The sequence below is a fragment of the Brevundimonas staleyi genome (genome assembly GCF_041893865.1).
In the GTDB taxonomy this organism is placed as follows: Bacteria; Pseudomonadota; Alphaproteobacteria; order Caulobacterales; family Caulobacteraceae; genus Brevundimonas; species Brevundimonas staleyi.
Genome location: NZ_CP169082.1, coordinates 2,587,522 through 2,609,251, shown reverse-complemented (window position 1 = coordinate 2,609,251; position 21,730 = coordinate 2,587,522). Strand labels below are relative to the sequence as shown.

At 66.5% G+C, this 21,730-nt stretch carries 25 protein-coding genes; 10 read left to right on the top strand and 15 right to left on the bottom strand.

Translation table 11 applies throughout. From position 1 onward, the window contains the following. Positions 1-21 precede the first annotated feature (21 nt). Both ACETK8_RS13320 and ACETK8_RS13315 read left to right on the top strand, forming a co-directional pair. Positions 22-942 (top strand): HEPN domain-containing protein, encoded by a 921-nt coding sequence (locus tag ACETK8_RS13320; protein WP_374036358.1) that lies wholly within the window; start codon positions 22-24, stop codon positions 940-942. After that, positions 926-2,047 (top strand): hypothetical protein, encoded by a 1,122-nt coding sequence (locus tag ACETK8_RS13315; RefSeq protein ID WP_054765691.1) that lies wholly within the window; start codon positions 926-928, stop codon positions 2,045-2,047. The genes ACETK8_RS13320 and ACETK8_RS13315 overlap by 17 nt, the downstream gene beginning before the upstream one ends. A gap of 29 nt (positions 2,048-2,076) precedes the next feature. Here ACETK8_RS13315 and ACETK8_RS13310 read toward each other — a convergent pair whose 3' ends face one another. Together ACETK8_RS13310 and ACETK8_RS13305 are read right to left on the bottom strand one after the other, a co-directional pair. Beyond that, on the bottom strand, positions 2,077-2,313 hold the full coding sequence (locus tag ACETK8_RS13310) for a DUF2188 domain-containing protein (RefSeq protein WP_054765692.1): 237 nt from the start codon (positions 2,311-2,313) through the stop codon (positions 2,077-2,079). Between the two features lie 69 nt (positions 2,314-2,382). Beyond that, a complete protein-coding gene (locus ACETK8_RS13305; protein WP_184272810.1) occupies positions 2,383-3,729 on the bottom strand; it encodes a dihydrolipoyl dehydrogenase family protein in 1,347 nt (448 codons plus the stop codon). Positions 3,730-4,653: 924 nt separating this feature from the next. Here ACETK8_RS13305 and ACETK8_RS13300 point away from each other — a divergent pair. From ACETK8_RS13300 to ACETK8_RS13275, 6 genes are all read left to right on the top strand, one after another. Beyond that, complete coding sequence (locus ACETK8_RS13300) at positions 4,654-4,950, top strand: DUF736 domain-containing protein (RefSeq protein ID WP_054765695.1); 297 nt, start codon at positions 4,654-4,656, stop codon at positions 4,948-4,950. 68 nt (positions 4,951-5,018) lie between these two features. Beyond that, complete coding sequence (locus ACETK8_RS13295) at positions 5,019-5,909, top strand: ArdC family protein (protein ID WP_374036357.1); 891 nt, start codon at positions 5,019-5,021, stop codon at positions 5,907-5,909. A 79-nt stretch (positions 5,910-5,988) separates the two neighbouring features. After that, entirely contained in the window at positions 5,989-6,342 is a 354-nt protein-coding gene (locus tag ACETK8_RS13290; RefSeq protein WP_169802109.1) for a hypothetical protein, read from the top strand. A 49-nt stretch (positions 6,343-6,391) separates the two neighbouring features. Then, the gene (locus ACETK8_RS13285) at positions 6,392-6,538 is read left to right on the top strand and encodes a hypothetical protein (protein ID WP_169802110.1); all 147 of its coding nucleotides are present in this window, start codon (positions 6,392-6,394) and stop codon (positions 6,536-6,538) included. Between the two features lie 227 nt (positions 6,539-6,765). Then, positions 6,766-7,284, top strand: coding sequence for a MobC family plasmid mobilization relaxosome protein (locus ACETK8_RS13280; RefSeq protein WP_316628679.1), 519 nt, complete (start codon positions 6,766-6,768; stop codon positions 7,282-7,284). Continuing rightward, positions 7,284-8,303: a relaxase/mobilization nuclease domain-containing protein gene (locus ACETK8_RS13275; protein WP_374036356.1), complete on the top strand. Its 1,020-nt coding sequence runs from the start codon at positions 7,284-7,286 to the stop codon at positions 8,301-8,303. The genes ACETK8_RS13280 and ACETK8_RS13275 overlap by 1 nt, the downstream gene beginning before the upstream one ends. Before the next feature lie 225 nt (positions 8,304-8,528). Here ACETK8_RS13275 and ACETK8_RS13270 read toward each other — a convergent pair whose 3' ends face one another. The 3 genes from ACETK8_RS13270 to ACETK8_RS13260 all read right to left on the bottom strand — a co-directional run bounded on the left by ACETK8_RS13270 (position 8,529) and on the right by ACETK8_RS13260 (position 10,551). Next, positions 8,529-9,371, bottom strand: coding sequence for a universal stress protein (locus tag ACETK8_RS13270; protein ID WP_341020810.1), 843 nt, complete (start codon positions 9,369-9,371; stop codon positions 8,529-8,531). A 119-nt stretch (positions 9,372-9,490) separates the two neighbouring features. Continuing rightward, the gene (locus tag ACETK8_RS13265; protein ID WP_341020813.1) at positions 9,491-9,778 is read right to left on the bottom strand and encodes a zf-TFIIB domain-containing protein; all 288 of its coding nucleotides are present in this window, start codon (positions 9,776-9,778) and stop codon (positions 9,491-9,493) included. A 26-nt stretch (positions 9,779-9,804) separates the two neighbouring features. Next, positions 9,805-10,551 carry a Bax inhibitor-1/YccA family protein gene (locus tag ACETK8_RS13260; RefSeq protein WP_374036355.1) on the bottom strand — a complete coding sequence of 249 codons (747 nt, stop codon included), beginning with the start codon at positions 10,549-10,551 and terminating at the stop codon, positions 9,805-9,807. Positions 10,552-10,649: 98 nt separating this feature from the next. Here ACETK8_RS13260 and ACETK8_RS13255 point away from each other — a divergent pair, with 98 nt between their 5' ends. Further along, the gene (locus ACETK8_RS13255) at positions 10,650-10,853 is read left to right on the top strand and encodes a hypothetical protein (protein ID WP_374036354.1); all 204 of its coding nucleotides are present in this window, start codon (positions 10,650-10,652) and stop codon (positions 10,851-10,853) included. Between the two features lie 103 nt (positions 10,854-10,956). Here the strand turns inward: ACETK8_RS13255 and ACETK8_RS13250 are convergent, their stop codons facing one another. From ACETK8_RS13250 to ACETK8_RS13235, 4 genes are all read right to left on the bottom strand, one after another. Then, complete coding sequence (locus ACETK8_RS13250) at positions 10,957-11,553, bottom strand: carbonic anhydrase (RefSeq protein ID WP_374036353.1); 597 nt, start codon at positions 11,551-11,553, stop codon at positions 10,957-10,959. Beyond that, complete coding sequence (locus ACETK8_RS13245; protein WP_374036352.1) at positions 11,550-12,536, bottom strand: TerC family protein; 987 nt, start codon at positions 12,534-12,536, stop codon at positions 11,550-11,552. The genes ACETK8_RS13250 and ACETK8_RS13245 overlap by 4 nt, the downstream gene beginning before the upstream one ends. A 211-nt stretch (positions 12,537-12,747) precedes the next feature. Next, positions 12,748-13,137: a TerB family tellurite resistance protein gene (locus tag ACETK8_RS13240; RefSeq protein ID WP_374036351.1), complete on the bottom strand. Its 390-nt coding sequence runs from the start codon at positions 13,135-13,137 to the stop codon at positions 12,748-12,750. A 292-nt stretch (positions 13,138-13,429) separates the two neighbouring features. Then, positions 13,430-14,299: a LysR substrate-binding domain-containing protein gene (locus tag ACETK8_RS13235; RefSeq protein ID WP_374036350.1), complete on the bottom strand. Its 870-nt coding sequence runs from the start codon at positions 14,297-14,299 to the stop codon at positions 13,430-13,432. Between the two features lie 97 nt (positions 14,300-14,396). On the opposite strand from ACETK8_RS13235, the gene ACETK8_RS13230 reads away from it, so the two are divergent. Further along, positions 14,397-15,371, top strand: a complete 975-nt coding sequence (locus ACETK8_RS13230) for a sodium-dependent bicarbonate transport family permease (RefSeq protein ID WP_341020822.1) — start codon at positions 14,397-14,399, stop codon at positions 15,369-15,371. 116 nt (positions 15,372-15,487) lie between these two features. On the opposite strand, the gene ACETK8_RS13225 is transcribed toward ACETK8_RS13230, so the two are convergent. From ACETK8_RS13225 to ACETK8_RS13200, 6 genes are read right to left on the bottom strand one after another with little or no spacing between them, the layout of a single operon-like run. After that, positions 15,488-16,108 (bottom strand): LPD7 domain-containing protein, encoded by a 621-nt coding sequence (locus ACETK8_RS13225; protein ID WP_316628701.1) that lies wholly within the window; start codon positions 16,106-16,108, stop codon positions 15,488-15,490. After that, entirely contained in the window at positions 16,105-17,961 is a 1,857-nt protein-coding gene (locus ACETK8_RS13220) for a type IV secretory system conjugative DNA transfer family protein (protein ID WP_316628702.1), read from the bottom strand. Before ACETK8_RS13220 ends, ACETK8_RS13225 begins: the two co-directional genes overlap by 4 nt. Then, positions 17,927-18,934: a P-type DNA transfer ATPase VirB11 gene (gene virB11 / locus ACETK8_RS13215; RefSeq protein ID WP_316628703.1), complete on the bottom strand. Its 1,008-nt coding sequence runs from the start codon at positions 18,932-18,934 to the stop codon at positions 17,927-17,929. The genes ACETK8_RS13220 and virB11 overlap by 35 nt, the downstream gene beginning before the upstream one ends. After that, positions 18,934-20,091 carry a type IV secretion system protein VirB10 gene (gene virB10, locus ACETK8_RS13210; protein WP_316628704.1) on the bottom strand — a complete coding sequence of 386 codons (1,158 nt, stop codon included), beginning with the start codon at positions 20,089-20,091 and terminating at the stop codon, positions 18,934-18,936. The genes virB11 and virB10 overlap by 1 nt, the downstream gene beginning before the upstream one ends. Continuing rightward, positions 20,088-20,915, bottom strand: coding sequence for a TrbG/VirB9 family P-type conjugative transfer protein (locus ACETK8_RS13205; RefSeq protein WP_374036349.1), 828 nt, complete (start codon positions 20,913-20,915; stop codon positions 20,088-20,090). The genes virB10 and ACETK8_RS13205 overlap by 4 nt, the downstream gene beginning before the upstream one ends. Next, positions 20,912-21,595 (bottom strand): virB8 family protein, encoded by a 684-nt coding sequence (locus tag ACETK8_RS13200; protein WP_292047209.1) that lies wholly within the window; start codon positions 21,593-21,595, stop codon positions 20,912-20,914. The genes ACETK8_RS13205 and ACETK8_RS13200 overlap by 4 nt, the downstream gene beginning before the upstream one ends. Positions 21,596-21,730: the final 135 nt, after the last annotated feature.

Genomic DNA, 21,730 nt, shown 5'->3' with positions numbered 1-21,730 from the left:
GCGTTGCGCGAGACTCGCGTCATGAAGACTTCGATCGATCATCTGCCGCCGCGCAAGCAGGTGGAACTGCGCCGGGTGGTCGAGGTGATCCGCGAGTCGTTCGCCGAAACCGTCTCGACCCGTCAGGCCGAGCGGCTGAAGAACGGCAAGATCCTCAAGATCATCCTCTACGGATCGTATGCGCGCGGCGATTGGGTCCATGATCCGGTCGGACGCTACTTCTCGGATTTCGATCTGTTGATCGTTGTCGATCATGAGGATCTGACCGACGGCGAGTTCTGGCATGACGCCGAGAACAAGCTGATGCCGGGCGAGACCCTGATCCGCACGCCGGTGAGCCTTATCGTGCACAGTCTGGAAGACGTGAACGAGCAGTTGGACCGCGGGCGATACTTCTGGGCCGACATCGTGCGTGAGGGCATCGTTCTCTTCGACACGCCCGGCGCCAAGCTGCGCAAGCCGGCTGACCTGAAAGCTCAGGTTGCCCTTAAGGAAGCGGAGGAGTTCTTCGGAGATTGGACGCAGAGTTCGGCCAGCTTTGCTCGTGGCGCGAAATTCTATATGGGCGAGGGCGCTGATCCTAAGCTCGCCGCGTTCAACCTTCATCAATCGGCTGAACACCTCTACCACTGCGTTTTGCTGGTTGTGACGCTCTACAGCGGCAAGGCGCACAACCTCGCCTTCCTGCGCAAGAAGTGCGAGGCGATCGACGCCCGCCTGGCCGAGGCCTGGCCGCGCGAGACCAAGTTCGAGCGCCGCTGCTTCGAGCTGCTGCGCGAGGCCTATGTGAAGGCTCGTTACTCCAAGCACTACAAGATCAGCGTCGAGGAACTGACCTGGTTGACCCAGCGGGTTGAGGTGCTGCGCGCGCTGGCGACGACTGTGTGCGAGGAACGGCTGGCCCATCTGCGCGAAGCGGCGAGCGATGACCCTTCCGCGTGATTTGATCCCGCCCAGCATGCGCGCGACGCTGGACGCCGCAAGACGGATGGCCGATCCCTTTGAGGACGTCCGCCGACAGCACGATATGCTGCGGGCCAGCGGCGTGCTCGGCATCGCCGAGCGCATGAAGCTGGAGACCCCGCTGGCCTTGGCCGCGATGGGTCGTAACCCGTTCATGGACCGGATGCAGGGCGTCGGCGCCCTGATGAGGGCTCAGACCGACGCGGACCGCGTCTATCGCGCCGCGTTTCCGAATGGCCTGATCGAGCAGGCCGAGCGGATCGCGCAACTGTCCGCCGGCTTCGCCTTGCCGGATGGTCTCGAGCGCTTCAGGACGCCGACGGACAGTTTCGTCGATCGCATCCTCCGACTGTCGGACAGTGGTCTTGGCGCGAGCGCCCTGGCGATCGGGCGACCCGCCCAGATCGAGGCCTTCGCGCGGGCCTCGGCGATGGCCGACATGTTCGCCGAGAGCGACCGGCTGACGCGGGGAGTGCGAGAGGCGGTCGGCGCCTTCTCCATCACGGAGATGCCGCAGTTCGCCAATCTGGCCGGTTATCGCAGTTTCCTCGACGCGGCGGGACTGCGGCTTGCGCACTGGCCGAGACGGCGTCTCCTGACGATGGCGGAGAAGCGCCGTCGCCTGAAGGCCCGCCTTCAGGCCAACTCGGCCCCGCCGCATGTGAAGCGCGCCAAGACTCTGGTTCACCGCTACGAACTGACCTTGAGGGAAATTCTAGATGCCGTGATGGCCGAGACCTACGGTGAGGACTGGGCGGACGAGCGCCTGCCGCTGTGCGACTGCAAGGATTTGCTGGGGAAGTGGAAGAAGCGGGGAGGCGAGGTTTTCGACCATGCCGACTACACCCACTACGCGCGGATCATGAGCCATCCGGAGCATTTCCAGGCGATCTTCGAGGCTGGTTTCGACGACCCAGAGGCGGTGTTCGATCTTCTGAAGCAGGCTGGGAAGCTGCGCGCGGCGTCGCACCATGCGCACCTGTTCACGCCCGAAGATCTGAAGGCGCTCCGCCTGACCTGGAACCAGATCGAAACAGGCTTGATCGCGCTCACTCCGGATTTCGAACTCGAGTGGACGGGTTAAAAGGCGACGAGGTCGGAATCGCCGTCCTCTTAGTGGAGCACTTCCCCGCCGACCGGATCGACCTGACGCAACTGGCCGGCCGCGTCCTGGACAAAGACTTCCACTTGCTCGCCCTTGTCGATCAGCGTCGTCGCCTTCACGAGCGCGGACTCTATGGCGTCGACGCTGAAGTCGAAATGCCCTGAGGGTCGGCCATCGCGAAGCACCCGCCAGTCGCCGTCGCCCCGGATCACCGTGAACTGGATGGTGTCGGACTGCCTCTCCAAGGGATCCCTCCTTCGCTCCAATCCGCGATGCGGATGGCGCCATGAACCTACCGCGACACCGCTTGAGCGTCATAGCATGTAGCCCACATCCGATGCGCCCGTCGGATAGGCGAACATCGTGGTCTTGAGGTCATCCGCAGTCAGTCCATGGCGGATCGCCAAAGCGAAAATATTGATGACCTCGTCCACGTTCGGGCCCACGAGGTGGGCGCCCAACACCCGTTCCGTCCCTTCCTCGACCAAGACCTTGAAGCCGAAGGTGGGTTCGGCCGCTGCGCGTGCTGTGAACCAGTCGGAGGCCTTCTGATTTTTGACTCGGTAGAGCAGACCCTGATCCTTAGCCTCCCTCTCCGTCAGCCCGACCGCCGCGATAGGCGGGATTGTGAAGGCCACGCTCGGGACGCCGCGATAGTTCGGCCTTTCGGAGTTACCGTTCAAAATGTTGGCCGCCACGACCTTGGCGTCGTGGCTGGACACGGGGGTCAGCGGCGGACCGACCTGGGCTGCGTCGCCCGCGGCATAGACGGCTGGATTGGAAACGCTCTGCAGAAATTCGTTGAGCTTCAGGCGGCCTCCTTCATGCTCGACCCCGGCGGCGTCAAGGCCGAGATCGTCGATCGCAGGTCCTCGTCCGGCGGCGTGAATGACCAGATCAGCATGGACATCGACGGCTTTCCCCTTCGTCTGGGCGTGAACCCGAAAGCCTGCGCGCGTCTGCTCGACCGCCTGGACTGTCGTTTCGAGGCGCACGTCAACGCCGAGTTGGCGAAAGCTTTCCATGAGCCAACCGACCACGTCCGGGTCGAACTGGGGAAGCAATCGCTCGCCACGCTGGAGGATTACGACTTCGGCGCCAGCCCGCGCGGCGATGTGGGAGAACTCGGCCGCGATATAGCCTCCGCCGACCAGCACAATGCGCTTTGGCATGTCACCCAGCTCGAGGAAGCCCTCGTTGGTGACCAGATGCTCTTCCCCCGGGATGCCGAGTTTCCTGGGTTCGGCTCCGGCGGCGATGAGCAGGTTCGAAAACTCCAGCGTTTCCTCGCCCACCTCAAGGCTGTTGCGGCCGGTGAGGCGCGCCCGTCCATGAAAAGTGTCGATGCCTCTTTCAGAGTACCGCTCTTGGTGCTTTTGGGGAACGGGATCGGTGAAACCCCGCTTGAAGGCCATGAGGTCGGCCCAAGCAATTCGGGCGTCGCCGGCGACACCCCTGCCTCGCATCCGCCATGTATGATCGACGGCGTTGGCCCCGCTGATCAGCATTTTTTTTGGATCGCAGCCCCGGAGCGCGCACGTGCCTCCAAAGGGACGAAAATCGACAACCGCGACGCTGCGACCAGCAGCGCGAACCCGCATGGCTCCGACCATGGCGGCGGTCCCGGTCCCGATCACCACAAGATCATAATGTTTGGTCATCGATGTATGCTCCGCGCTCGCTCTGTAGCGGCTACCTTGGGACGGACGAGGCGGTACAGTGCCTCGGTCACCACCGCGTTGACGGCGCCAAAGAGAAGGTGCCCGGCGACCCCTCTAGCCTGGGTGAGCAGGGGGTTGTCTCGATTGGGAGCACTGTAGCCGAACACAGGCGTCAGACCTTCGTCGATCATCAAGAGCATGGTCGCTCCAGCACTTCCTCTTCCCGTACTTTCGGCGGCTTGATCTGGTAGAGCGCCGTCTGCGCCCTCTCGGTTACCCTCGTGGCCACGAGACCGGCGATGACGCCGAGGGCTGTCTCCGCAGCCAGCGATTTTGATGGAGTTGCGCATTGTTCTGACTCCCGATGAGCACGCTCCGGCCGCCTCATCCGGCTGGCTTACGACACCGCGACTGTCCCTCGAACGGAACGCTCGGAAGGGGAACGAAGCTGGAGTTGCTTCAGGTTCCCTTCATAGCAGGAGACACCTCAGATTCATGCCAGGCGTGGCCGCGCCCGTCGCCATGCCGCGCGTCAGCTGCGACGACGCGGAAGCGGTGAATCCTGGGCACGTCTTTGGTGGCGGAGCGGATGCACCGGCATTGGCGGCACGATCCCTACGAGCGCCGCGATTGGCCGCATGGTTCAAGCGGCGGTGACCAGCCGTCTCTCCTGCGACGCGCCAAGCCTTGCGCGGCCTCTCAATGGCCTGATCTGACCGAAGCCCGTCCGGCTTCCGCAACCGTTCGCGCGACTTTCTTCCCCGGCCTGACGGCCTTCCTCGCGAGGCAAGAAAGTCGCGCTCCCGGTCCTCCGCTGCGCTGCGGGGCTCCCTGTGCTCGCCTGCGGGCCGCCCGGCCTCCGGTCCGCCGATCGCCATCGAGGCCGCGGCAGGCGTGGCCCGAGATCAGCAAGGAGAGACTTCCATGGCCACCATCGGTTCCTTCACCCAGCAAGCGGACGGCAGCTACAGCGGTTCGATCAAGACCCTGACCCTCAACGTCAAGGCGGCCCAACTCCGGGCCAATGACAAGACCGACGACAAGGCTCCTGATTTCCGCATCTTCTCCGGCCAGACCGAGTTCGGCGCGGCCTGGAAGAAAACGAGCCAGCAGAACCGCGACTACCTGTCGGTCAAGCTCGACGATCCCAGCTTCCCGGCCCCGATCTACGCCTCGCTGGTCGAGATCGATGGCGGACACAGCCTGATCTGGTCCCGCTGAGCGAGCCGCGGCGGCGCTGACGACAGCGCCGCCGCCCCTTCTTCAAATCCCGTCTTGAGGAGGCCGCCATGTCGCGCCCCAACGAACCCTCACGTCCCGACCTCTACACCCGCATCACCCACCAGATCGTCGCCCAGCTCGAAGCCGGCGTCCGGCCCTGGAGCCAGCCCTGGGCCGCATCCGAAAGCGTCAGCCGACCCCTCCGGCACGACGGCACGCCTTACCGCGGCGTCAACGTCGTCCTGCTGTGGGGCGAGGCCGCCGCCCGAGGCTTTCAGTCCTCCACCTGGATGACCTTCCGGCAGGCGCTGGCCCTGGGCGCTCATGTCCGCAAGGGCGAAAAGGGTTCCACCGTCGTCTACGCCGACCAGCTGGTCCGCATCGACGATGACGACGCCGGGGAGGAGACGACCCGACGCATTCCGTTCCTGAAGGCCTACACGGTCTTCAACGTCGAACAGATCGAGGGTCTCCCGGCCTCGTCCGCCCCGGCGCCCGCGCCGGTCCTGAACCTCGGTCAACGGATCGCCCGGGCCGAGACGTTCTTCGCCGCGACGGGCGCCGACGTCCGTCATGGCGGCGGCTGCGCCTTCTATGCGCCGGGACCGGACTTCGTGCAGATGCCGGTGTTCGAAAGCTTCCGCGATCCGGAAGCCTACTACGCGACGCTGGGCCACGAGCTGACGCACTGGACCAGGCACCCCGCTCGGCTCGACCGCGACTTCGGACGCCGCCGGCATGGAGACGCCGGCTACGCCCGGGAAGAACTGGTGGCCGAAATCGGCGCCGCCTTCCTCTGCGCCGACCTGGGGCTGGCTCTCGAGCCGCGCGAGGATCACGCCGCCTATGTCGCCTCATGGCTCGAGGTGCTGCGCGACGACAAGCGATTCATCTTCTCGGCCGCCGCCCACGCCCAGCGCGCCGTGAACTTTCTTCATGCGGCCGGCGAGGGCGGCTGACGCCGGGGACGTAAAAGATGCAGGGGCGCGCGCCGGTCATGGCTGGCGCGCGCGTCACCTGCGCTGTAACCTTGGGGTCTTGCTGGACGTATTGAGCTTGATGATCGGACGTCGAACAACTGCGGCCTGGGCGCCGGCCATTCTGGCCGTGTTCGCCCTGCTGTTCGCGTCGAGCCCGGTCACGGCCTGGGAGACTCCGGCCGCGGCCATGTCGATGCCGATGGCGCCCGCCGACGGCTCCAGTCCGGATGCCCCCTGCGATCCCGTGAAGATGAGCTGCGCTCGGCTGTGCGCCGTGCTCTGCCATGGCCTGGTTCCGACGCCCGCCGCGGCCGTCCCGGTAGCGGCCTCCGCCGATGTGCACGATCGTTTACCGGCCGACGCCCTCGCGGGGGTGGAGCCGGAAGCGGAGGACCCGCCCCCTCGAACCTGATCTCCACCGACGATCCTTTTCTCAGAAAACCGATCCATGGAGATCAACAATGAAACGTGCTTTTTCGCTCGCGGCCCTCGTGCTGCTGACCTCGGCCTCGGCTGCCTTCGCGGCCGCGCCCGACTCGGTGGTCAAGGCCGCCGCCTCCTGCTGCGAGCTTCTCGCGGCCTGCTGTAACGGCGGACCCTGCTGCTGATCCGCTGACGGAGGACGCCCGCGCGAAAGCGCGGGCGTCTGCCTCCGAGGCCGCTTCCCTCCTCATGATCCGTCCGGCTGGGGCGTCCGACAGGACGGCGGGCGAGCGGCCGTGCAGCGGTCGCCGAGGGGAGGACGTGCAGCACCGGAGGCCTACGGGGCGAGGGGGGTGACGGTCTAGGGCAGGATAGGCTTTGCGCCGGCATTGTCAGACACATCACCTCGCCCATGGACCGCCTCACTGTACGCCTGCCAGCTGATCTGATCCGACGGTTCGACGCCGCGGCGGCCGGGCGGGGTGGTCGGTCGCGTCTCCTGCGCCGTCTCATCGAGGGCGCTGCACAGGCCGCCCTTCCAGAGGTCGCCGCACCGTCCGTGGATCGGCTCGACGCCAAACTGTCTCTTCGGCTGACCTCTGACGACATGGCGCTGCTGGAGCTCGAGGCGGCTCGCACGGGCCTGTCCCGCACCCAATGGACGGTCGCCTTGATCCGACGGCGCCTCCACGAGCGGCCTCAGCTTTCGCCGTCCGAAGCCATCGCCTTCATAGGCATCCAGCGCGAGTTGCGGCGCATCGGCGTCAACGTGAACCAGATCGCCAGGGCGATGAACACCGCCGTCCTCGAGGGCAAGGTGCTCGATCTGGAGGTCGCTCAACTCGCCGATTTTGCAGTCGAGATCCGCGCTCATCTCGGTGGGGTCCACGACGCCTTCAAGGGCAACCTCCACTATTGGTCGGACCGCTGATGGCGGACTTCGTCCAGGTTCGGGGGTTCGAGGAAGCGGTGCGTCCACCGGTCCGGCAAAGGCGCGCGCGCCTGACCGATCCGCCAGGGCAGATCGCACGCTCCCGCCCCGACATGAGCCCCCATGCCCGGCTCGATCGGATCGCCCGACGCGTGCCAGAAGTGATGGTCAAGATCACGGGGCGGACCCGCGACGGCGGTCATCTCCAAAACCATCTCGCCTATATCGGGCGGAACGGAAAACTTCCGCTTGAGGGGCCGGACGGCGAGCGGCTTCAGTCCCGGGCCGAGGTCGGGAGGCTCGTCGGAGATTGGATGGCGGAGGTCGAGGCGGATCCACGTCGCCGCAAGGATAGCGCGGTCAGCCTGTCCATCGTGCTCAGCATGCCGCCGGGCACGGACGCGTTCCGCATGCACGATGCGTCGCGGGCCTTCGCCGGCCAGACGTTCGGCGACAGCCATCCCTATGTCTTCGCCTTCCACACCGATGAGCGACATCCCCATGTCCATCTGACGGTTCGGACCCTTGGCCACGACGGACACAAGCTCAACCCGCGCAAGGCCGATCTCGAACAGTGGCGGCAGGCCTTTGCGGCGGCTCTGCGGGATCGCGGGCTGGAGGCTGAGGCGACGCCGAGGCGGACGCGCGGCATCGTGCGCAAGGCGGAGCTGGGCGTTCTCCGGAGAATTCGGTCTCGCTTCAGCCAAGGCCAAGGCGAACCGCCCAATGTCGACGTGGCGGCTGCGCGGGAGGCGCTCGACAAAGCCAGAAAGACGCCGTGGGTCGAGGCGGGGCGCGCGCGACAGGCGGATGTCCGCCGCTATTTCGCTGCCCAGGCCTTGGCCTTGTCTCGTTCGGAACGAGACGAGGATCGTGAATTGGGTGCGGCGCTTGCGGCGTTCGTGAAAGACATGCCGCGGGTTCGGACCCGCGGTGAGGTGATTTCTGAGAAGATTGACCTGCGTCAGCAGCTTGAGGAGGACGGCAAGCGGATCGGTGAACGATTGAGGCAGCGCTGAAGTAAGGTCCCCCGGCGTTTCCGAGCCGTGAACGCAACACGGATCCCGGCGGCATCTCGTCCGAACTAGGGAGCATCCACACCGTTTAATTCTTCCTGCGGTGGCGCGCGCACCTTTGACCGCTGCTGACTCTCAGCGGACGTTAGAGCGGTCCGCTCACCGACAGCGCATTGGTTGGGCGCGAAACTGAGGTGGTGGCCCCACCTTCAGGGAGGTGAACCGGACCTAGTGCGAGAGCAGCAGAGGCACCTTGGGGTCGTGCAGCATATGCTCCGTCGCCCCGCCTAGAATGAACTCTCTGGCGCGGGATCGGCCATAGGCGCCCATGACGAAGAGGTCCGGGCGACTCGTGGCGAGATACGTCTCGAACACCTGCCCTATGCGCCGGCCGTCCGCATCGATCTCGTCGACAACGGCGTTGACGCCGTGGGCCGCGAGATGACGCACCACGTCTTTGCCCAGGCCAGCGCGGGCGGAAGACTTCTCGTTGGTCACGGTAAGCACCCGAACTTCGCGGGCCATCCGCAGGAAAGGCAAGGCGTCCGCCATGGCGCGAGCCGCTGTGCGGCTGCCGTCCCAGGCAATCACAATAGAGCCAAGGCCGGCGAGAGGGAGATCGGCGACCCCCGGGCGGTAGGTCAAAACGGGACGGCCAGATCCGAAGGCGACCGCCTCGACGATGGAGCGCTGCCCGTCGGCGTGATCGGCCACCGGCACGATACAGAGGTCCCGCGTGCGCGCCCGTTCGGCGACATAGGCCCCGACCGCGTAGAGATCCGCCTTGCCGTGGATCACCTCACCCAGGACGCCTGCCTCCCCGGCTTTGGAGGTGAAGTTCTCGAGCGCCGCAGTGCAGAACTGTCGGCTCTTCCGCTCCTCTTCGACGGCCATGTGGCTGAGCCCGATCAAGTGGTCGGCCAGCCAGTTCTTGGGAGCCTGAATATCGACCTCAATCGCCAAGGCCGACAGCACGCCGCCCGCGGCGGCGGTGAATCGCACAGCCTGGTCGATCGCCTCCGGCGGCGTCGCTTCCGGATAGGTGTCGATCTGAAGGAGGATATCGAGCATTGGCATTTCTGGTCCTTAGGACAAGAGAGTTCGGTGGCACACCGAATCGCTTGTGACTTTGATTTCGCTCAAGCGCCGCCGGGGACGCCCGAACTGCGGCGGGTGTCGTCTGGGCTCGGTCAGTCAAAAATATCGAAGATGTCGCGGCGCTTCTTCCTGCGGTAGCCCTCGTCGCGGCCGTAGTCGTCATCACGATCCCGGCGGAAGCTCCGATCAGACGGCGGCTCGGTGTAAGGGATCGGCCCGGGCGATGGACCGCCCGGGCCGCCGCCGGCCTCGATCAGCTTTTCCAGCTCGCCGCGATCGAGCCAGACGCCCCGACAGACCGGGCACATGTCGAACTCGACTCCGCTGCGGTTGACCGTCGTCATTGAGGCATTGTCGTTGGGACAGAGCAGAAGGGGCATTCGGATCTCCAGAGGCGAGTGAAGGCTCAGCGACGCTGGCCGAGGAAGACGAGCAGGAACTGGAACAGGTTGATGAAATCGAGATACAGGCTCAGCGCGCCGAAGCTTGTGGCCGAGCCCATGGCGACCCGGTCGCCGCCAAGCTGGTGGTAGGTCAGCTTCAGACGCTGGGTGTCATGGGCGGTCAGGCCCGCGAAGATCAGAACGCCGATGCCGCTGATGGCCAGCATCAGTGTCGAGGATTGCAGGAACAGGTTGACCAGGCTCGCGATGATGAGACCGATCACGCCCATGATCAGGAAGGTCCCGATCCCGCTCAGGTCCCGCCGGGTCGTGTATCCGTAGAGGCTGAGCGCGCCGAAGGCTGAGGCCGTGACCAGAAACGTCGAGGCCAGGCTCTCGCCCGTGTAGCGGAGCGCCGTCGCGCCGAGCGAAGCGCCGATCAGCGCCACGACGGACCAGTAGAGCAGGCTCGCCATCCGGGGCGAGGCGCTGCGCACCAGGAAGGCGGAGCCGAGCAGGACAACCAGCGGCGCGAAGGCCAGCCCCATGCCCAGCGGCGTATAGCCGGTCAGACGCCCGTCTGCGACGACGAACAGGATGTCGCGGACGGGCTCCACCGAAGCGGTCGCCCAGGCCAAACCCGCGGAAACCACGAGGCCGAGACCCATCTTGTTGTAGACGCCGAGCATGAAGGCTCGCAGTCCGGCGTCGACCGACATGTCGGGTCGGACAGCGGGACGATCACGGAAGGTAGTTTGGAACTTGCTCATTTGTGATTGGGGTCTCGGGCTCAGGATGAAGGGTCGACGGGAAAAAGGGAGCGGCCGCAGGTCAGCGGGCGCGCCGTGACCTGGCGCGGGCAGACCGCATGGCCCTGACCAGCGACGAGAACGCGGTCATCAAGCCCAGCGCCACGATGGTGCCGTATCGTCTGAGCCGCCGGTTGGATGTTGCCGCCATTGAGCCTCTCCTTTTTGAAAGGGTGCGCTCTTTGCCGGGCCTGGGGATTCTGGATGGACTAGACCCCGGCATCGAGCGCACCCGATGCGGTCCGACATCACGATCACCATGATCGTCAGAGGGGCCCGGGCCGCTCAATCACACTGACAGCCTTCCTCTCGGCGGGCCAATGAGTTGTGCTCATGCGGCCAATAATAACCGTCAATAGACCCCGCCTAGACGGTCGTCAGTTCGCCTGAGGCGATGTTGAACTTCCAGGCCCACAGCGTCAGGTGTCCGGACTTTTCGGCCTCCCGAATCCACGGGAACGTCCTCAGGTTGGTCAGCGACTGTCGGAGCACGGCGTCCTCGATCGCCGCCTCGAACGCTTCGCCGGAGCCCTGCTCGGGCATGGGCCACATCACCGGCTCGGCGATGTCCACCCATGGGCCGAGAAAATCGGGGGCGTTTCGCAGGGGGCCATGGATCATGGCGTGAATGCCATCGCATTGCGCATGCCCCAGCACGACGATGCGTCGGACCCTGAGGATTTTCACCGAATACTCAAGCGCCGCGCTGGTCCCGTGACACCCGCCATCGGGCGCATACTCCGGGACCAGCCCCGCGACATTGCGGACGACGAACAACTCGCCCGGCTCGGCGTCGAAGATCGTCTGCGGATCGATCCGGGAGTCGGAACAGGCGATCACGGCCGTGGCCGGCTGCTGACGCCGCCGGGCGAGCCTCGCATACCGTTGCGCCTGGTCCGGCCAGACGGAGGTGCGAAAGCGCCGGTAGCCCGCCATCAACGGATCGTCGGGGCCCGGCGTCATGGCGCCGCTGCGTCGGGCGGGGTCGAACGGGTGCGCCACACCGACCATAGAATGCCCGCCGCGAGGATGGCGAAGGTGATGCCGAGCGAGAGGCCTGCCGGAAACTTCTCCCAGCCCAGCAAGTCGGAGATGAAGATCTTCGAGCCGATGAAGATGAGCAGGAGCGCAAGGGCGTATTTGAGATAGGCGAACCGAGGCAGGATGGCTGCCAGCGCGAAATACAGCGCCCTGAGCCCCAGGATAGCGAAGATGTTCGAGGTGTAGATGATGTAGGGGTCCGTGGTGATCGCGAAGATCGCCGGCACCGAATCCACCGCAAAGATCACGTCGGCCACCTCGATCAGTACCAGGGCGAGGAAGACCGGCGTCGCGAACGTCGCGATCCGGCCGGTCTTGGGATGAGGCAACCGCACGAAGAACCGTTCACCGTGCAGCTCTTCGGTGACTCGCACCCGCTTCTTGAGGAAGCGGAGCAGGGGATTGGCGGCAAGGTCATGCGTCTTGCCGGACATGGCGATCATCTTCACCCCCGTCGCGACGAGGAACAGGGCGAAGATGTAGAGCACCCACGGGAACCCCGACACCAGAGCCGCGCCGCCGGCGATCATGACGGCCCTCAGAACAATCACGCCCAGGATGCCCCAGAACAGCACCCTGTGCTGGTAGAGCCGCGGAATGGCGAAGTAGGTGAAGATCATGGCGATGACGAAGATGTTGTCGATCGCCAGGGACTTCTCGACCACGAAGCCGGTGAGGTATTCGATCCCCGCCTGCTGGCCGAGGCTGAACCAGACCCACCCGCCGAAGCCGATACCAAGGGTCAGATAGCCGAGCGACATCAGCAGGCTCTCACGCATGCCGATCTCGCGGTGCTTCTTGTGCAGGACGCCGAGGTCCAGCGCGAGAAGCACGATGACGAGTGTCAGAAAAGTCGCCCACATCCAGACCGGCTTGGTCAGGACGTCCTGGGTCAGAAAATCCATGAAGTCAGAGTTCCAGTTTGGTCCGGCGATCAGACGCGGATGTCAAAGGTGTGCCGGCTGGGTCGGCGGCTGGCGGTGTCGTCGCTGATCGCGCCCGGGGTCTCCACGGGGCGGGTCGTCGGCGAGCTCCGATGTGCAGCGACCCGGCATGTCATCTGCGAAAGCTGAACCGACAGGCCGTGGGCGACCGGTATCGAAATCGGACCGATCCTCATCTCCGTCCACCCTCGCCGGAGATCAGGTCATAACGGGCAGGATCGAGGTCCAGCAGCCGGCAGAGACGCAGAAGGACCTCGCGCTCCTCGGCGTCGAAACCACCGTCCGCTTCGGCGACCGAACACGCGGTGTCGATCAGCAGGTGCGAAGGTCCCTGCTGACCACGGAGGACACCGATCGCCGCTTCCGCCACAGCTTCGGCGTCTTCGATGTCGCGATCGAACCGTATGTTCAGCGCCTCGAACCCGACTGTCACCTCATGTAGTCCGAAGAAGCGAATACTCGGCGACTGGCTCATCTTATCGAGCATCCGCTTGCGTTCCTGGGGGGTGACCCAGCCGTCGGCCTGCGCGACCAAGGCGCAAGCGGCGACGACGGCATCCATCTGTGCGACGTCCCCGTAGGTCCACACGTCTTGCGGATCGACCGGAAAGCGGTGTGGCCGGAGTTTGCTTGTTCTGGGCATAGAGCCGCTCCCTCGTCAGAAGGGGGGCGCTCGACGCAGAGACCGTCCGTTCGAAGGGGACAAACAATCCGGACCCGTCATCGAGCGCACCCGATGCGGTCCGACATCACGATCACAGTGATCGTCAGAGGGGCCCGGGCCGCGCAGGAAAGGTGCCTGCGACGCCCGCCCGCCGCCAATCAGAAGTCCTGATGCGCCCCATAAGCGCGCGTCATGCCGGGATGGGACCGCGTTCCAGCGCCCGCAGCACCTCCTGCGCAAGCAGCCCGGCCGGCCCACCGGCGCCTCGGGCGGAAACCAGGGCGATCTCGCTGTCGGTGAGCGCCGGCAGCGGCAGTCCCAGCACGGCGAGGTCGCGGGGAGCCATGGCGGCGGGAAGCACGCCGACGCCGAGGCCGGCGCGCAGGGCCGCCATCTGCCCGGCGAGGCTCGGCGAAGTGAAGGCCGCGCGAAAATCGACGCCTGCCTCCGTGAGCGCGCCCAGGGCGCGTTTCCGATAGATGTCCGGCGCCGGCGCGACGATCAGCGGCAGCGGCGACGCCTCAATAATCGAGGCGTCCAGCGCCACCCACACCAGAGGCTCGCTCCAGACGCGAACTCCCAGTTCGGGCCCAACGGGCTCACGCTTGATCAGCGCCAGATCAAGCATGCCGCGCGACATCTGGTCGAGCAGGTTGGCGGTGTAGTCGCAGGTCACCGACAGCCTGATGCGGGGGTGGCTTCGCGCGAACGCCCCGAGGATTCCGGGAAGATGCATTGTCGCGATGTCCTCGGGGGCGCCGAACCGAACCTCGCCCTCCAGGTCCCCGTCTCCCAGCGTCGACACGATCTCGTCGTTCAGCCGCAACAACCGGCGGGCCTGCGGCAGCAGTCCCGCGCCCTCTGTCGTCAGACCGACGCCCTTGCCCCCGCGATCAAACAGCGGGGATCGCAACTGATCCTCCAGCCGGCGGATCTGAAGGCTGACGGCCGGCTGGGTTCGGCCGAGCAGTGCCGCCGTGCGCGTAAAGCTGCCGGTTTCGACGACCGTCACGAAGGCTCGCAGCAGGTCGATGTCCAGGTTGACCAGCCGATCAGCCATGTCATTAGCGTCCGTTATAACCTGCATTAGGCCAATAAACTGGATCACCGCACCGGTCGAGGTCACTCGGGCCGACCTTCAGCGGACCGGTTGACGCATGCCTGATTTCTCCACCAGCCTGGCGCTCCTGACGTCGCCGGCCATCCTGTTCTTCTTTGTCGGCGCTGCGGCCGCGTTCGCGCGCTCGGACCTCGCCATTCCCGAGTCGGTCAGCAAGGCCCTCTCGCTCTACCTGATGCTTTGCATCGGCTTCAAAGGCGGGGTGGAGGCGCGCACGGCGGGGCTCAACGGGGATTTCCTGTCGGCGGCGGCCATCGGCGTCGCGCTCAGCGCCCTCATGCCGCTGGTCGCTTTCGTCATTCTGAAGCGCGTCCCGAGACTCGATCGCCCGACCCTGTGCGCGCTGGCGGCGACCTACGGGTCCGTGTCGGTGGTGACCTTCGCCGCCGGCCAGCAGCATCTTGAGGCCGTCGGTCTTCCCTCTGGCGGCTATATGGCGGCGGTGCTCGCCCTGATGGAGACGCCAGCCATCCTGACAGCGCTCCTCCTGCTGAACGGCGCGGGTCGTGGCGAGCCGGGGCGGCGAAGGACGATCCTGCGGGAGGTGTTCGTCGGCGCGGCGTCCGTGATGCTGCTCGGCAGCTTCCTGGTCGGGCTGATCTCCGGCGAGGCCGGCATGGCTCGTCTGGACCTGTTTGTCGGCCCGCTGTTCCAAGGCGCCCTGTGCTTCTTCCTGCTCGACATCGGCCTGATCGCCGCCCGCCGGCTGATGGAAGGCGGACGAAAGCTGACGCCAGGCGTTATCGGGTTCGCCCTGGGCTTTCCGTTATTGTCCGCGGGGGTCGCGCTGGGGCTGGCTCGACTGGCCGGACTGGAAGCCGGCAACGCCGCTCTCCTGACCATTCTCGCGGGGTCGGCGTCCTATATCGCTGTTCCCGCCGCCATGCGACTGGCGGCTCCCAAAGCGGACGCCGGTGTATTCGTGACCGCATCGCTGGCCATAACTTTCCCGTTTAACCTGACGCTCGGCATCGCCGTCTACACCGCTGCCGCAGTTTGGCTATGGCGTTAAATCCGTGATGTCCGGTATCTGGCCATGAGCGAATGACCGGTACTGGCGCTTTTCAGACTTCAGTTGGCAGCACGACCGCAGAGAAATTCACGTGAGGTCGGCGGGGCGAAGTGTCTTCATGAACGTCGGTCGCGTGAACCATCGCGATCTCGCATGCGCCCGGGGTCAAGCTGGTTGTGCAGACGCTGGACAGCGCGCTCCATCAGCCGCGTCCGGGCCGCTGGGTCTTCGATCAACCGTTTGACCACGACCGAGGCTGCGCGAAGTCGGTCCTCCTGGGCTCGCTCGTCGAGATGTCGGCTCGACGGAGATCGGGCGAGGGACGGCTCGCCGGCCGCCTGACGATCCCGATCGCGCGGCATGTAGCCCTTCACTTCGACCCCGAGAGATCGCGCCTGGATCCAGGCCTCGCGACGAAACCCTTCGTCGCCGGACACCCGCACTTCGGTCCAGCCCCGGTGCTGCGCGATCTTCAGCATGTCGGCGACGGCGTCAGGATAGGACTGCGTCGTCGTCAGTTTGCGGCCCTCGTCCCTAAACATCGGTTCGGTGGCGCGGTGATCCCGGTAGAAGCGCGCGGCGCGTCCCAGGCGGTCGCGTTCGATCAGATACCGATCCAGGATGGCTTGAGGCGCGTCGCCCCGGGTACGGGATCGGGCGCCGCCCCCGTTTGCCGGTGTCGGCGAGACCGCGTTATCAGCGGACCGTTCTAGCGCTTTGGCAGGGCGTGGGCTCATCGGTTATCATCCCGATCGGGAGCGGGCACGATGGCGTCGATGATCTGGTCCAGCCAGTCGGCGACTTCGGTCTCGGTGGCGCCGATCTCGGGCGGCGGGCACCCCTGTTCGGTGAAGGCCTGAACCACGGACTCATAGCTCATATCAGTATCCTCTAGCGCAGGGGGCGGTGGGACGGGGGTGGCGGAGGCGAGCTCGGCCGCCACCGGCCGTCCCGGCGGGATCGGCGCCGGCCGTTGCCGGCGAGTGAAGACCTGTTCGCGGAAGAACCGGATCTTCGCGCCGCGCGCCGGCGGCATCCCGGCCTTGAGGACGATCAGGGTCCGGTCAGGAAGCTGCATTAGCTCCTGAGGCATCATCAGCGCCCGGCGTTGATCGGATGTCGTCGTGCTGCGCCGGCCGGAACCAAGGCCCATCGGACGGCTGCGGCTGCGGGCTTGATAGGTGTAGTAGCCGAGCCGTTCGCTCAGTTCCTGGGCCACCTTCAGCTCCTTCGGGGCGAAGACGACCTCGATCCCGCAGTTGGTCAGGATGTCCTCGGTCACGTCGGGGCCGTAGAGGGCCCGGAGCTGCGACGGGCTCTGGATCACCGGCAGAAGGCGAATGCCGTAGCCGGCGAGGTAGGAGAAGGCGGCGGCGAGAACGGGGGCGCGGCCGAGCCGGGCGAACTCGTCCAGCAGGACCAGCACCGGGCGATCGTCAGGGCGGGGCAGCCGGCGGCTGTTCAGGTCGACGAGTTGCTGGAAGAGCAGGCTGTAGAGCGGGGCGACACGCAGCATGTTGTCGGGCGAGGCGCCCAGATAGAGCGACAGGCGGCCTTCGCGCAGGTCGCGCAGGTCAAAGTCGCTGGCAGAGGTCGCCGCATCGACGGCGGGGTTGAGCCACAGTCCCATGCGGCTGGTGATTGTCTGGCGGATGGATGCGAAGGTGTTTTCGCTCGAGCTGCAGAAATCCGTCAGGGCCGAGGCGCAACCGTTGGACAGCGGCGCGCCCGCCAGGTTTCGCGCCTTGATCAATCCGGGGAACCGCTCCCGCGCATCGCCCTCGGTCAGCTGCCGGAAGATCTCGCCGAGTGAGAAGGGCAGGTCCGGCGTTTCCGCAACATAGGCCCCGACCCCGATGAAGCCGGTCCGGGCGGCTTCCGACCAGAAGGGGTCGGCGTGATCGTGGCCCGGGAAGAGCATGACCGCCATCCGTTGCAACTCGTCGAGGACGGCGGAGGTCGAGAAGCGCTCGATGTGCGCCAGAGGGTTGAAGCGTGCGGTTCGGCCGTCGGGGGCGAGGGGATCGAACAGCAGCACCGTCTGACCGGCGGCGGCCCGAAACCCCGCTGTCGCGGCGTGGTTTTCGCGCTTGATGTCGAGGACCACGACCGAGCCCGGCCAGGTCAGGAGATTGGGAATGACGACCCCGACGCCCTTGCCGGTGCGTGTCGGAGCGTAAAGCATCACATGCTCGGAGCCGCCGGCGATCAGCCATGAGCGACCGCGCCGACCGAGCAGGATGCCTTCGCGCGCCGCCAGCCCGGCCGCCTTGAGATCGCGCGTGGAGGCCCAGCGCGCCGCGCCATGAAGCGGACGGCGAATGCCCAACGCAACCGCCGCGACGAGGACGACGGCGAGGAGAATGTTGGTCAGGCCGCCGATCCTAAGCCAGCGCTGAAGGTCGGGGTCGGCGCGGTAATGCCAGAGCCAGGCTGGCACACGGACAGGGTCGATGTCCGGCGACAGGCGGCCCACGCCGGCGAGCGCGATCATCGCGGTCGAGGTTCCGGCCACAAGCAGCAGGAGCAGGACACCGACGACGACGAGTGTCGTCCTAGCGGCCGGGCTGGCGTTTTCGAAGCGGGTCATGCCAGACCTCCGTCACCCGGAACCGACCATCGGTCTTGCGCATCTGGACGACGATATCGACGAGCAGGTGCAGCAGGGCCCGAATGTCTTCCCGCGGCAGATCACGGCCGCCCTCGGACTCGCGAACCAGAAGGGTCAGCTGTTCGAAGGCCAGAGAGGCGCTGTCGGCGTGGACCGTCGTGATCGAGCCGGGGTGGCCGGAGTTGACGTTGCGAAGATAGAAGAAGGCCGTGCCGTCCCGCAGTTCCTGCAGCAGGATCCGGTCGGGCCGCATCCGGAGCGCGCTTTCGAGCAGGGATTTGGCGGTGACCTGCGCCAAACCCTGGCCTTCCTTGGAATAGGTCAGGTGGACGACGTTGCGGTGAGGCACGACCAGTTCACGCGTGTCCTCGATCGTCAGCAGCCTCTCTTGGTCCGGAATGGCCTCGACCAGACCCTTGGCGAAGGTGGTCTTGCCGGAGCCGGTGGCGCCGGAGACGAGGATGTTGCGCCGGGAGACCACGGCCAGTTTGAAGAAGGCCGACCAGTCTCCCGATTTTTTCAGGGCGAGGAGTTCGGCGTCGACCGGATCGGCAGACGCGTCGTCCGCCGCGACGACCGCGTCGAACAACCCGCCGGTCGCAAAGGCGTCGAGACCGAACTGCCGGCGCGAGGGCTTACGGATGGTGAGGGACACCGTGCCGGTCGGGGCCGCAGGCGGAAGAACGATCTGGCATCGTTCGTCGCCGGGCAAGATCGTCGAGCAGATCGGCCGGGCGTCGCTGACATCCTGTTTGGTGAAGGCGGCGGCGGCGACGGCAAGCGTCCTGAGCCAGGCCTCGGTGAGCAGCGGCTTTTCATGCCAGTGCCAGCGGCCGCCCTGTTCGATCCCGACCTCGCCGGGGCGGTTGATCACCAGTTCGGTCACGTCTTCTGGCGCGAGCAGGGGCCGCAGCGGCGCGAGGTAGTGTTCCAGGACAGCGGTGTCGTCCATCACCTTGCGCTCAGCCGATAGACACCGGCGAAGTTCAGGTCCTGGGCCACGAAAATGGAGACCTCGGCGCCCTGGGGTTTCCGCAGGGTCGCGGGGATGTCGACCGAGTTCTGCAACGCGACGCCGGCCGCGTCCGAAGGCACCCGCGCGGTCTCGCGCACGGCGTCGTCCCGTCCGACAGCGGCATAGAGACCGTCGTCCACCAGCGACAGCAGGAGGGCGCCGCCGAACCGGTCCCAGAAATGGGTGTCCACGCGGCCGTCGAAGCCTGCGCGACCGAGGGCGTCGGCGGCCGGAGACGCCAGGCCCACGGTGACACCCGCAGGCGTGACGGCGCGGGTCCACAGGACGAAGAGCCGGTTGCGGCCCTGGTGCAGACCGCCCTGGTACTCGCCGAGCACCCGGGTGCCGCGCTCCATCAACACCACGGTTCCGCTCTCCGAATAGACGTCGCGTGGCAGGATGCAGCTGACGAACCCCGGGGTCGCGCTGTCCATCGCCGTCTGGAGGATGCAGGGGATGGAGGCGCCCGCCGTCAGTAAGAGGTTGCGATTCCCCAACTGGCCGGCGTGCGCCTCACGGATCGGCGAGGTCTGGCGCAAGCCGTCGAGCGGCGTGACGCGGGCCTGGATCGGCGCAGGGGGCCCGGGCGCTACGGCCGCAGCGGTCAGGACGCCGGTCGGTGCGACGCCGGAGCCTTGGCGGCTATAGGCGAGGACCGGGGCCCGCCTCGCCTCGTCCATCAGGGTCTGGCGCCGTTCGGCTGCCGAGGGGCCATTCGATGCAGGCGAGGCCGAGGTCTCGAGCGCCGGCACCTGTTCGCCCGACGACGTCAGGACAGGCGCGTCGGGATCGAGAGACGGATCCGTCAGCAGGGGCGGCTCGGCGTCGCGGCGCGCCGGTTCGAACGGAACGACCTGCCGGGCCGGTTCGTCCGCCGCCGCCTTCTGGTCATCGCCCTCGCCACGATCCCAGGTGGCGAAGAGGAAGACCGCGCAGCCGAGGCCCAGGGCGGCCAGGGTGACGACCTTGGACCCGCGGCCGCCGAAACGGCCGGCGATGGGGGATATGCCCCGGTCGGTCGTTGGCGGCAGACCCTGGCCTTCAGAACGGGGTTCCGCCGCGGCGTCGTCCTTCGGTTCAGGCGAGGCGGTCATGGTTGGGCTCCTTGCGCCACGCTCCGATGCACGATCGGCGAGGCCGTGCCGGTCCCGGTGGCGACACCGCGCGGGTCGTAGGCTTCGTTGAAGATGCACAGCACCGAAGCGCCGCGGCGCAGCCGCAGGCCCGGGACGACCGCGTGGATGACCACGAACTCGCCGCGTACATCGAAGGGGACTAGGCTTTCCTCGCCCTCGGCGGAGACAGCGAAGATCGAGGGGATGGGCTGGTTGGCCGGGAACCTCAGCACGGTGAAGCGGCCGTTGTCGGTGACCTCGCTCGGCTGCAAGTCCGACGCGCCCTGGACGCTATAGGCGAGGTTGCGGGGGCCGGAGAGAGCCGCCTGGTCGAGCGCCAGGTCGATCACGCGGTCCCCGATCGCCTCGGCGGCGGCGTCCAGCGACGCCACGGTCGCGGCCTGGAGGTCGGCCGGGTAGCGGAACCGGATCTGGTAGGCAATGGAGGATCGATCGCGGGCGTCTCGCGCCGCCAGTTCGAACGCATAGTGACGCGTCGCGCCTCCACGTTCGGTGACCACGAGAAGATTGGTCGCCTGCAAACGTTCGCGGGGTTTGAGGAAGAGGACGGAACCCTCGGCCGCGACCTCCCAGCTGACGCTGTCACCGATCGCGGCATGGCGGATGGCTTCGTCCGGACCGAACACGATCTGGGTGGCGGTACGGAAGGCCCCGGAGATGCGGTAGACAGAGCCCGGGGCGTAGTCGACCTCGACCATCCGGGCGTCGCGCTCTTCGGCCCAGGCCGGCCCCGCTGTCATCAGTGCAAGGCCGGCGGCCAGGGCGATCAACTGGGTTCTCATCGGACCACCTCCGGGTCGGCGCGGTACGAGGTCACCTGGAATCCGAGCGGATTGCGCAGGCGATCCGGCTCCGACATCGGCGCGCGCGTATAGGTGAAGGCGATGGTGGCGATCCAATCGCTCTCGACGATCTGCTGGGCCTGACGCACCGTGCGGTGGAACCGTACATTGGCGACGCCTTCGTTGATGAAGCCAATGGCGCGGATCGCGATCACGGCCTCGGCCTCAGGTCCGTAGAGGTTCTGAGGACTGGTTGGGTTAGAGCCGCGATAGAGGTCGGCCCAGCGGCGTTGCTCCGTTGCGCCCGACAGGATCGAGACCAGGGCGAAGCTTTCCTCGGCGGCGGGGTCGAGATAGCCCTCCCGGGCGCGGACGTACTGGCCGAGGAAATACTTGCTGACGGCCTCGTCATAGGTGGCCGGGCCTTCAGCCGAGGAAAGACCCCGCACCACATCGACCGCGCCGGTGGTCTGATCGACCCGCACGACGAAGGGTTCGGTGGTCTTAAGCGGGGTCAGCACCGCTACCGCCGCGACGGCGACGACGGTCAGGCCGGCGGCTACAGCCGCCACGGTCCAGGCCAGCCGACGCGATCGTATGGCGGCGCTGAGCCGGTCCTGATCCCATCGCCGCGCCTCGGCGAAATAGGCCTTCAGATCGGAGGAGGGGACGCCGGTCATGCGCAGCCTCCTGCGCCAGGGTCGATGGTTGAAGACGCGTCGGCCGCGGGCGCGGGCGCGTATGGCGCCGCCGGGGAGAGGATCGACCCGTAGGGATTGGCGGGTCGACGATGGCGGCCGTCGCAGACCGGCGGA